General features: G+C 61.4%; 7 protein-coding genes and 1 pseudogene. 1 reads left to right on the forward strand and 7 read right to left on the reverse strand.

The genetic code is table 11. The features are described 5' to 3' along the window. Positions 1–229: 229 nt before the first annotated feature. The 4 genes and pseudogenes from adhE to BUB29_RS06095 all read right to left on the reverse strand — a co-directional run bounded on the left by adhE (position 230) and on the right by BUB29_RS06095 (position 6,904). Entirely contained in the window at positions 230–2,956 is a 2,727-nt protein-coding gene (gene adhE / locus BUB29_RS06080; RefSeq protein WP_033522670.1) for a bifunctional acetaldehyde-CoA/alcohol dehydrogenase, read from the reverse strand. Between the two features lie 408 nt (positions 2,957–3,364). Continuing rightward, on the reverse strand, positions 3,365–4,312 hold the full coding sequence (locus tag BUB29_RS06085; RefSeq protein WP_033522669.1) for a helix-turn-helix domain-containing protein: 948 nt from the start codon (positions 4,310–4,312) through the stop codon (positions 3,365–3,367). Positions 4,313–4,392: 80 nt separating this feature from the next. Continuing rightward, entirely contained in the window at positions 4,393–5,433 is a 1,041-nt protein-coding gene (locus tag BUB29_RS06090) for an NAD(P)-dependent alcohol dehydrogenase (RefSeq protein ID WP_033522667.1), read from the reverse strand. Positions 5,434–5,560: 127 nt separating this feature from the next. Then, positions 5,561–6,904: pseudogene (locus BUB29_RS06095) on the reverse strand (MFS transporter). 220 nt (positions 6,905–7,124) lie between these two features. On the opposite strand from BUB29_RS06095, the gene BUB29_RS06100 reads away from it, so the two are divergent. Further along, a complete protein-coding gene (locus BUB29_RS06100) occupies positions 7,125–8,255 on the forward strand; it encodes an ROK family transcriptional regulator (RefSeq protein ID WP_033522666.1) in 1,131 nt (376 codons plus the stop codon). A gap of 99 nt (positions 8,256–8,354) precedes the next feature. Here the strand turns inward: BUB29_RS06100 and BUB29_RS06105 are convergent, their stop codons facing one another. The 3 genes from BUB29_RS06105 to BUB29_RS06115 all read right to left on the reverse strand — a co-directional run bounded on the left by BUB29_RS06105 (position 8,355) and on the right by BUB29_RS06115 (position 10,843). Then, positions 8,355–8,753: a VOC family protein gene (locus BUB29_RS06105; protein WP_033522665.1), complete on the reverse strand. Its 399-nt coding sequence runs from the start codon at positions 8,751–8,753 to the stop codon at positions 8,355–8,357. A gap of 73 nt (positions 8,754–8,826) precedes the next feature. Then, complete coding sequence (locus BUB29_RS06110) at positions 8,827–9,654, reverse strand: MFS transporter (RefSeq protein ID WP_033522663.1); 828 nt, start codon at positions 9,652–9,654, stop codon at positions 8,827–8,829. A 184-nt stretch (positions 9,655–9,838) separates the two neighbouring features. Then, positions 9,839–10,843: a zinc-dependent alcohol dehydrogenase family protein gene (locus BUB29_RS06115; protein WP_033522807.1), complete on the reverse strand. Its 1,005-nt coding sequence runs from the start codon at positions 10,841–10,843 to the stop codon at positions 9,839–9,841. Between the last annotated feature and the right edge of the window lie 134 nt (positions 10,844–10,977).

The raw sequence follows: 10,977 nt of genomic DNA on the forward strand, positions 1-10,977 counted from the left end.
CACCTACGCTACGGGAGGCATGGACCGAAATCCATCATCGGCAGGTCAAAAGCCTAGTAAAACGTGTAAGGAGCCCGACGGGATCGTTCCCGTCGGGCTCCTTGCTCGTTATCGCGTTGCCTTGGTACGAGGCCTGCCGTCATATGCGCCTTGCAGCCACATACTTATATATAAGGAACCGTACGACTCCTATATATAGGTATAGAGGTATGGCCCGGCGCAATCAGACTCAGATACGCTCGGAGGCTTCCTCAGTGGCCGCCTCGCCTTCGCGTTCCACGCGGATCTTGTGACCTTCGGCCTGGGAGACGCCGTAGTACGCGGCCACGGCGATGTCCTTCATGTCGTTGATCAGCGGAATGCGCGGGTTGGCCGGGGTGCACTGATCCTCGTAGGCGCGCATGCCGGCCTGATCGAGGATGGACCAGAAGAAGTCCTCGTCCACACCGCAATCCTGGAAGCTCTTGTTCATGCCGAGCTTGTTGTCGCGGTAGTCCTCGACGGCCTTCGCCAGGCTCTCCACGCCTTCGGCCGGGGTCCTGCCCGGGTCGACGCCGAGGTTCTTGGCGAGCTCCTGGTAGCGTTCCGGGGCGATGTACTTGTTGTACTTCGGCCAGGAGGTGGGCTCCTCCGGAATCTGGCCGTTGTAGCGGATCACGTACGGCAGCAGGATGGAGTTGGTGCGGCCGTGGGCGATGTGCAGCAGGGCGCCCAAGGTGTGGGCCATGCCGTGGCACATGCCGAGGAACGCGGAACCGAATGCCATGCCGGCCATGGTGGCGGCGTTGTGCATCTTCTCCTGGGCGTTGGTCTTGGCCAGGCCGGGCTCGCCGTTGACCGATTCCGCCAGGTTGTCCCACACGAGCTTGGCCGCATGCAGGGCCATGGCGTCGGTGAAATCGTTGGCGTACACGGACACGTAGGCTTCGAAGGCGTGGGTCAGGGCGTCGAAGCCGGCGTCGGAGGCCAGCTTGCGCGGCTGGGTACGTGCCAGCACCGGATCGACGATGGCGACGGACGGGGTCAGTGCATAATCGGTGATCGGGTACTTGTAGCCGGTCTTGTGATCGGTGATCACGGCGAACGGGGTGACTTCGGAACCGGTGCCGGAGGAGGTCGGGATGCACACGAGCTTGGCCTTCTTGCCCAGCGGCGGGATCTTGAAGGCGCGCTTGCGGATATCGAAGAACTTCTCACGCACGTCGGAGAAGGCGATTTCCGGGTGCTCGTACAGCAGCCACATGATCTTGGCCGCATCCATCGGGGAGCCGCCGCCGACCGCGATGATGGTGTCGGGCTCGAACTCCTCGCGCATCATGGCCGCACCCTTTTCGACGGTGTCGACGGAGGGCTCCGGCTCGACGTAGTCGATGATGCGGAAGGTGACGCGGTTGGAGCGCGCGCGCAGCTGGTCGATGATCTTATCGACGATGCCGAGCTGTTCCATCACCTTGTCGCACACGATGACGGCCTTCTCGATGCCGTACATGTCGCGCAGGTACTTGATGGCATTCGGCTCGAAGTAGGTCTTGGCCGGAATCTTGAACCACTGCATGTTGTTGTTCCTCCGAGCGATACGCTTGATATTGATGAGGTTGACGGCCTGCACGTTGCCGGAGACCGAGTTGCCGCCGTAGGAGCCGCAGCCTAGGGTGAGCGACGGGGCGATGGCGTTGTAGATATCGCCGATGCCGCCGAGGGAGCTCGGCTGGTTCCAGATGATGCGGCATGCGTGCATGCGCAGGCCGTATTCGCGGACCAGATCCTCGTTGTTGGTGTGGATGGCGGCGGTGTGGCCGGCGCCGAGCTTCAGCATGGCCTCGCACATCTCGAAGGCCTGCTCCTTGTTGTCGGCCTTGAGCACGGCCTGCACCGGGGCGAGCTTCTCGTGGGTCAGCGGTTCGTCGTCGGAGACTTCCTTGCATTCCGCGGCGAGGATGGTGGCGTCGGCCGGGATTTCGAAGCCGGCGGCCTTGGCGATGAACTGCGGGGACTTGCCCGGCACCACGGAGTTCAGCTTCGGGGTCTCGCCACTGCCTGCCACGCAACCGAACATGTACTGTTCGAGCTTGGCCTTCTCCTCCTTGTTGACGAAGTAGGCCTTGCGGAGCTTGAGCTCGCGGATGAGATCCTTGTAGACGTCCTTGTGGGCGATGATGGCCTGCTCGGTGGCGCAGATCATACCGTAATCGAAGTGCTTGGAGAGAACCAGGTCGTTGGCGGCACGCACGATGTCCACGTCCTTGTCGACGTAGGCCGGCGCGTTGCCGGCGCCCACGCCCAGGGCGGGCTTGCCGGAGGAGTATGCGGCCTTGACCATGCCCGGACCGCCGGTCGCGAGGATGGTGGCGATGCCGTCGTGCTTCATCAGGGCGCCGGTCGCCTCGATGGAGGGGTGCTCGATCCACTGGATGCAGTTCTCGGGGGCGCCCGCCTCGATGGCGGCGTCGCGCACGATCTTGGCGGCGGCGACGGAACAGTTCTGGGCGCCGGGATGGAAGCCGAAGATGATCGGGCAGCGGGTCTTCAGTGCGATCAGGGACTTGAAGATGGCGGTGGAGGTCGGGTTGGTGACCGGGGTGACGCCGGCGACCACGCCGACCGGTTCGGCGACTTCGTCGATGCCGAGCACGTTGTCTTCGCGGATGATGCCGACGGTCCTCTGACCAGCCAGGTAGTTGGTGATGTGCTCGCAGGCGAAGATGTTCTTGGTCGCCTTGTCTTCCACCAGGCCACGGTGCGTTTCGTCGACGGCCATCTTGGCGAGCACGAGATGCTTGTTCAGCGCCGCCACGGAGGCCTTGGCGACGATGTGGTCGACCTGCTTCTGGTCGAGCTTTTCGAATTCGACGAGAGCCTGCTGGCCCTTGGCTACGAGTGCGTCCACTTCAGCTTCGGCTGCGGCGAGCTTTTCTTCCGGAGTCGGCTTCGTTGCGCTGTTCTTAGTTTCTGCCACTGTAGGATCCTCCTCTAATAGAGATCTGGAACGTGGTGCGTTATTCCTTATTGCTGATTGCCGTTGTGCAGCAGTCATGTCACGACGCTTCATGACACCGAATCGCCTGTGACCTGCATCACAATATACATGACCCACTGCATCTTTTCATCCCTTAAGCGGGTTGTGCGTTTCGTGTTATATTCCGTGTGTTTAATGTTCAAACAAGGGTTATTTTTGCACGAAACTCTGTTCACTCTCTTCTAATTGTAACCTTTTGTTCATTTTATATGTTAAATGAACATTGCATCACCCCTATTTCTAAAAAACGTTTTTTAAAACTCACGTATTCAAGTCTACCTTGTTAGACAACTTCTACAAAATCGTTTTATTTTAGTGGGATCGTCGCCTAACCACCCATCGGCGAGATCACCGATCGGCGTTATCACTGGGTTTCCGCCCCGCCTTCCGATGAGCCTTTCGATACGCCGACGGCGTCGTTCCCGTCTCGTCCAGAAAGCGCCGGTTGAAATTCGACGCATTGTCATACCCGCATTCCTCCCGGATCCTGGCCACCGCGCGATCCGTTGTGGCCAGCATGCGTTTGGCCCTGCCGATGCGCAGCCGTCGCACGAAATCCGAGAATCCGATACCGGCCGCCCGCTTGAAGAAACGGGAAAACGCCGAAGGGCTCATCGACACCAGACGAGCAGCCTCCTCCAGCGATATCTCCCCGGCCAGATTCTCCGTGACGTAGGCAATGGCCTCGTTCACCGTGCGTTCGGTGTCGGAATTGAGCTCGAGATCGTACCCCGGCGTCACCACCGTGGATGCCTCGGTCTCGGGGGCATCGGCGAATACGCCGAACAGCTCGATCAGATCGGCCACACGTCGCGCGGGATCATGGTCGCCCATCCCCTCCAGCAACGCTCCGGCAGCCTGTGCCGACTCCCCGGACAGCACCATCGCACGCGCGGCACGGCGCAGTACCAGATTGAATCGGGCGGTTTCCGGAAAACACGCCATCAACGCCTTCATGGTCTGGGGACGCACATGGCACAGCACGTCACGTCGGGCCAACCGCTCCCCCGGCTTCACATCGGAAACCCAGTTACGCGGAAGATTCGAACCGATCAGGGCGACATGCCCGGCACGGAAAGGGACCACGCAATCTCCCGCCATCATCAGCCCCGAACCCTCGCGGATGAGATGGAATTCGATCTGCGGATGATGATGCCATTTGGCCAGTGAATTCGGATACTCGTGGCTTGCCCATCGCACCGCTGCATCGGCATCGGGAACGATGACCTCCAACGCCCCGGAACCCGATTCCACGACGGTCCGACGACGGTCGGCGAGCATGATATCGGCATTCATCGAAGCCCCCTTCGCTTGCCCTGACATCACCGGCGGAACGGCCCGGCCCATCCCACCGGATGGGCCGAACCATACCCGGCTCAGTCGCGATCCACGGTAATCTGCAGCTTGATATCGCCGGGACGTCCCTCATCCATACGGTCGAAGGCGGCCTTGGCATCGGCCATCACATAGGTGTCGGTGATGAACGGCTTGAGGTTCAGTTTACCGCTGGCGACCAGGTCAATGGCCTTCTGATAGACGTTCGCGTAACGGAACACATTCTCGATGCGTACCTCGGTCGCCTGCAGCTCGGTGATGTCGATGCTCACGGGATTGACCGGGATGCCGACGAGGACGGCGGTACCGCCCGGCGCGACGAGCTTGAAGAAGGTCTCGTAGGCCTTGGGGGCACCCGAGCATTCGAAAATCACGTCGGCTCCCCAGCCTCCGGTTTCCTCACGCACGCGTTCGACGAGATCCTCCTTGGTGAGATCCACCGGCACGATTCCCGGAATCTTGCCGATGATGTCGAGTTTGATGCTGGAAACGTCGGAGACGATCACCTTGGATGCGCCACCGGCAAGCGCGCAGGAGGCGGTGAGCATGCCCACCGTGCCGGAACCGGTCACCACGCACACATCACCGGGTTTGATGCCGGCCTTGGTGGCGGCCCACATGCCGACGGCGGTGGGTTCGAGCAGCGCTCCCTCGCCATAGCTCACATTGTCCGGAAGCTTGTAGGTGAACGCCGCGGGATGGTTGACCGTCTCGCACAGGCAGCCGTCCACCGGCGGGGTGGCAAAGAAACGCACGGCCGGATCGACGTTGTACATGCCGAGTTTGCTGGCACGGGAATTCATGTCCGGGATGCCGGGTTCCATGGCCACGCGATCGCCGACTTCGAAGCCTTCGACGCCTGGGCCGACCGCGACGACGGTACCGGAAGCCTCATGCCCCAGGATCATCGGCTGTTCGACCACGTATTTGCCCACACGCCCATGCGTGTAATAGTGCAGATCGGATCCGCACACCCCCACGGTATGCGGGGCGATGGTGAGCTCCCCCGCCGCCGGAGCCGGGGTGTCCGGCACCTCACGCACGTTGATGACGCCTTTCCTCTCAAGAACGACTGCCTTCATGATGTACTCCTTCTGTGTGTGTTTGTTAGGTTGTTCGGTTGTTTGTTTGGTTGGTTGTTTGGTTGGTTACGCATTCGATTGCCGGCGGGTCACGGCACTATGGCCGATGACACCGACGAGTGGGCTCTCACCGTCGAGCGACGACCTGCCCCCGACATTCCGGCTCGGACTGCGCCGATTCGCCGCTCGGCTCCAGAGACTCCTGTGATTCCAGGGCCGTGGCACCTTTGCCCTTCAGTCACCGCCCGCGTTCATCGAACCCGGGCTGCTTCGGCCGGATGAACACCGTGATCAGCGAGCCGACCGCATAGAACCCGGCATAGGCCCAGCACACGCCGCCATAGCCGACGGTGGAGATGAGGCGGGCCGAAGAACGTGGTCAAGCCGGAGGCGAGATTGTGTGCGGAAATCGCCGCGCCCTTATGCTCCGGGGCGTGGGCCGGGAAGACGGCCCCCCATCGGCACGAAGGCGGAGATACCCAGACCGAGCACAATCGCGTCGGCGCACATCAGCGCCATATTGCCGCCGAAGAAGCGGGGAATGTAATACATGCCCAGCGTGCCGAGCACGCACCCCCAGCACCCGAACCAACGCATCTGCCGCATCCAGCCGTAACGGTCGCCCATACGCCCCCCAGAACACGTTGCCGAACACGGTGACGACGAACTGGAATCCCCAGATCTGGCTCCATTGCGAGACTTCGAACCATGCGCCGCCGCCATTGGTATGGGTGGCGAGATACAGCGGCATAATGACCGGGAATCCGTACAGCGTGAGATTGCAGATTACACGGACCACCGCCGCGAGGGCGATCTGCCGGTTCTCCACGAGGATGGTGGCACCGCGGCTCAGCTCATGGAACTTCTCCGTGGCGCTCATCCCTTCCGTCTTCTCGTTGCGGGTCGACGGCACCAAGGCAAGGCAGATCAGCAGACCGGCAACCGCGAACGGCAGGGACAGCCACAAGCTACCGTATTCCCCGACCCATCCGATGGTGAAGCTCGGCAGGTATGCGCCGAATACGCCGATGCCGAAGGAATAGGACGTCCAGAACCAGCCCATCGCCGTGGCAAGCTTGCCCGGATCGACGGTCTGCGAAATCAGGACCACGAAGCTGTAGATGAACAACGGATATCCCACGCCTCGCATCGCGTACACCGCGAGCATCAACGCATAGGAACCGGACGGCAATGCCATGGTCAGGAACACCAGGTGCAGGCAGATCCACGAGATCGCGCCGATGAGCATGATGCGCTTGGCGCCGAACATCTCGGCGAGCACGCCAGACGCCCAGCCTGCGACCGCGGCCATGAGCCCGTACATGGTGAACATCAGCGAGGCCTGAGATGAGCTGAATCCCTGATCGACGATGTATTTGGGCAGGAAGGTGAGTCCAAAGCCATCACCGGTCATGAACACGGCGATGGCAATGAATCCCGCCAGCAGTTTCCTTGGCAATCCTATGGACATGTTTCCTCGTTTCCCAGCACTTCGTTGTCTGTTGTGTCTGTCCGCTCCTCCTTGGGCGTAATACCATTCTCATGCTGGAAAACCGGGTGTTTTGGTGTCCAACCACCTCGTTGTGATACTTTTTTGACACGCGAGACAGGGCAACATTTCAAAAAGTCTTTTGCTAAAGTAATGAGGGGCCCTACATAGGCAACGACGCGCGAAACAGAAAGGATACGTCATGAAGCCCATGCCATCCACAGCGGTCAAACAGGCCAACCGTCAGGCGATGATCGACTATCTGTACCGGCATGGCCCGTCCACCAAGCAGCATCTGCAGATGACCCTCGGGCTGAGCCTGCCCACCATCACCGCCAATCTGCGTGACCTCGAGGATGAGGGACTGGTCGGACGAGGCGAGCCGACGGAATCGACCGGCGGACGTAAGGCGCAAACCTACGTGTTCGCCGCGAAATCGCATGCGGCGATCGGCGTGAGGATGCGCGCGGACGGCGTCACGCTGGTGGCGGTGGACCTGTACGGCGAGGTGATCGCCCGCAAACGCAAGCGCGTCTCCTACCGCAACACCAGCGACTACTACGATATGGTCGGCGATTTCGTCACCGAATTCACGGGGCGTGTGGTGCGTTCGGGAAGCCAGGTGCTCGGCGTCGCCTTCTCCATCCAAGGCATAGTCTCCCCGGACGGCAGCGCGATCACCTTCGGGCAGATCGTCGGCAATACCGGTCTGACGCTGGAGAAACTCACCCGGCACATCGAATTCCCGGCGCTCATGATCCACGACTCGGACGCTTCGGCCATGGCCGAGCTCTGGTTCGACCCCAGCATCAGCGACGCCGTCTGCATCTATCTGGAACGGCGTCCGGGCGGTGCGGTGATCGCCCATGGAACACTCTACCAGGGGCCGAACCTGTCCAATGGCACCGTGGAGCACATGTGCCTGGTGCCCGGCGGGAAACCCTGCTATTGCGGGCAGCGTGGATGCATGGATCCGTACTGCTCGCCGGAAGCCCTGCTGGAGGACGGCGAAGGCATGCCCGGCTTCTTCTCGGTGCTGAGCCAAGGCGAACGCGGGCATCGCAAGCGTTTCGACGAATGGATGGGATACGTGGCGCAGGCGATCGTCAATATCCGTTCGGTGATCGCAGGCGACGTGATCATCGGCGGAGAAGCCGCGCAATATCTGGACGATGACATGCTGACCGAGCTCAAGCATCGCGCGGAGTCGCTCAGCCCGTTCACGACCGACTTCACACTGAAGAAAAGCATCTGCATCGAGGACCAGAACACCATCGGCGCCGCGCTGCGTTTCGTGCGCGACTACATGGACGGCATCTGCGGACGCGTATGAGGCCACTGCCCCGAAGGTGAACACGATACGGGAAGGGCCACTGCCCCGCCTTGGAATCAGGTGGGGCAGCGGCCCTTCCCGCCATTACGGATCCGGTTATCACACGATCTGGCAGAATTCGATGGTCTCGTCATTGGGACCGTACACGTTGAAGTAGCGGATGCCATGCTCCCAGAAGCTGTCGATGTGCTGGATCTCGGTGTCCTTGAACTCCAGACCGAGCTTCTTGGCGTTGGCGAACGCGGCCTCGATATCCGGGGTGTCGAACGCCCAGTGGTTGATGGCACCGGTGACGCCGGGTGCCGGCTCGCCCTCCCAGGTTTCAATGGTCAGATGCCCGTAGCGCAGGAACGCGCAACGGTTGTCGCCGTTATGGAACAGTCCGGCGAGTTCGAATCCGAGCTTTTCCGTGTAGAACGCGATGGTTTCGTCCAGATCCCTGGCGATCATGCCGGAATGCTGCAGATCGGTGGTGAAGGCGGACATGGGTTCGGTCATGATGGTCTCCTTTGCATTGGTTGATGGATGACGGTTCATATCGACGTCGTTGACGATTGGACTGCGATTAAGTCTAGACGGCTTCGGCTGCGGCAACGCCGACGCCGATGCTTTCCTCTGATACTGTGTTGACCGCCGGCACCGCATCGTCTTGCGGCGCCGTTCCGTTCTTCGCCTTAGCGATCCGATGGCCATGCTCGTCGAATCCGGGCTGCCGTGGCCGGATGAACAACGTCAGCACGAATGCCAGCACATACAGCGCCGCATACGTCCAGCACACGCCGCCATACCCGATGACCGGCAGAAGAATCGTGGCGATGCCGGGACCGGCGAACGTGGTGAGGCCCGCCGCGAGATTGTAGGCGGACAATGCGGCGCCTTGCTTGCCTTCGCCGGCGTACAACGTCATGATGGTCGGCAGCGACGAGAAGGCGCAGGTGCCGATGCCCAGGGAGAAGCAGGTCCAGAAGAATCCAGTGGCCGAGGCGAGTCTGGACGGGGAGATGTACTGCGCCATCAGCACCACGAAGCTGTAGATGAACAGCGGGTAGCCGATGCCGCGCAGGGCGCACAGGCCGAGGATCAGCGGATAGATGCGGCTGGGGATGGCCACGCCGAGGAACAGCAGATGGATGCCGATCCACCAGTATGCGCCGAACATCATGACGCGTCTGGCACCGAACATCTCGGCGAGCACGCCGGCGGACCATCCGCCCGCCGCGGCGAACAGACCGTACACGGTGACCAGCAGCGAAGCCTGGGATGAGGTGAATCCCTGATCCACCATGAATTTGGAGAGGAAGGTGAGTTCGAAGCCGTCACCGGTCATGAAGATCGCGACGGCCAGGAAGCCGAGCATCAGCACCCGGGGAACGCCGAGGCGCTCAAGCAGCCTAATCATGAGCAATAAACCCTTGCCCGACCTTCACCGACGTTGGGAAGATCGTTTCACAGTCATATGAATGTTCGCACACAGCGGTTCCGGCCCCTTTGCCGGCGCCCCGCACCGCGGGAGGCATGGCCGCCGCCCGTGTGCGCGTGGCGACGGCCATGATTTCATACGTGTGGGCGGATGGCCCGTGGCGTCACTTGCCGATCTTGACGACGGCCTTGGAAACGCCCGTGATCTTGCCGTCGAGGAAGTCCTGCACCTCGTCGAGCCCCAGTTCGTGGCTGATCAGGCCGCCGATGTTCATCTTGCCGGCGGAAACCAGCGAAATGGCGTCGCGGAAGGTGAGCGGGTTGATGAACGACCCTTGGATGGTGAGCTGCTTCTTGTAGATGTCGTAGGTGTTCATCTCGAAATGGGCTTCCTGTGGGCCGACGCCGAACATCAGCACCTGGGCGCCCTTCTTGGCCGCGGCGACCTCCTGGGCCTGGGTGGCGGGCAGGCCGACCGCTTCCACGATCACGTCGTAGGCGTCCGTGGGAATCTGCTCGCGGGTGGTGTTGTACGTCTCGGTGACGCCGAAAAGCTCCTTGTTGCGCTGCAGCTTCTCGTCGAAGATGCCGGCGAGATCGACCTGATGCACACCGTACGATTGCAGCAGCTGGGCGAAGATCTGGCCCATGAAGCCGTCGCCGATGACCAGAGCCTTCTGGTACGGACGCAGCTTGAGCAGGTCGAGGCCGTGCACGGCGCAGGACACCGGCTCGATGGCGGAGGCGTCGCGCAGGGAGACGTTGTCCGGCAGCTTGTAGACCACGGTGGCCGGAGCGGTGAACTGCTCGGCCAGACCGCCGTTACGGGTGACGCCGACGGCGCTCAGGTGATCGCACAGCTCCGGACGCTGGGTCAGGCAGAATTCGCACTGGCCGCAGTAGATGTTCGGGTCGACGGCCACGCGATCGCCGACCTTGACGTTGGTGACATCGGCACCGACCGCGGCGACGACGCCGGAATTCTCATGGCCGAGCACGATCGGCGGAACGGCGGCGGCGGAGCCCGGACGGCCCGCGTACAGGTCATGGTCCGTGCCGCACACGCCCGCGTATGCGGTGTTGATGAGCACCTCGTTCGGCAGGATCTCGGGGGTGGGAAGATCCTGGATTTCGAATTCCTTCACACCGGTAAGCACCAAAGCCTTCATGATCGTTCCTTTCATCGGCGAAAGCGGTTCCGCAACATGCGGATCGACGGTTGTTCCGTTCGGCAGTTCGTTCTGCCCGACGACCTCAGCATACATTCTTTCATTTTGTTTTGCAAATCAGTTTTCTTAAAGTA

It is taken from the genome of Bifidobacterium merycicum DSM 6492 (assembly GCF_900129045.1).
In the GTDB taxonomy this organism is placed as follows: Bacteria; Actinomycetota; Actinomycetes; order Actinomycetales; family Bifidobacteriaceae; genus Bifidobacterium; species Bifidobacterium merycicum.

What these genes read in the sequence shown, in the direction of transcription:
- BUB29_RS06085 (WP_033522669.1), bottom strand. Translation starts at nt 4,312, where the DNA reads ATGAATGCCGATATCATGCTCGCCGACCGTCGTCGGACCGTCGTGGAA.
- BUB29_RS06090 (WP_033522667.1), bottom strand. Translation starts at nt 5,433, where the DNA reads ATGAAGGCAGTCGTTCTTGAGAGGAAAGGCGTCATCAACGTGCGTGAG.
- BUB29_RS06100 (WP_033522666.1), top strand. Translation starts at nt 7,125, where the DNA reads ATGAAGCCCATGCCATCCACAGCGGTCAAACAGGCCAACCGTCAGGCG.
- BUB29_RS06105 (WP_033522665.1), bottom strand. Translation starts at nt 8,753, where the DNA reads ATGACCGAACCCATGTCCGCCTTCACCACCGATCTGCAGCATTCCGGC.
- BUB29_RS06110 (WP_033522663.1), bottom strand. Translation starts at nt 9,654, where the DNA reads ATGATTAGGCTGCTTGAGCGCCTCGGCGTTCCCCGGGTGCTGATGCTC.
- BUB29_RS06115 (WP_033522807.1), bottom strand. Translation starts at nt 10,843, where the DNA reads ATGAAGGCTTTGGTGCTTACCGGTGTGAAGGAATTCGAAATCCAGGAT.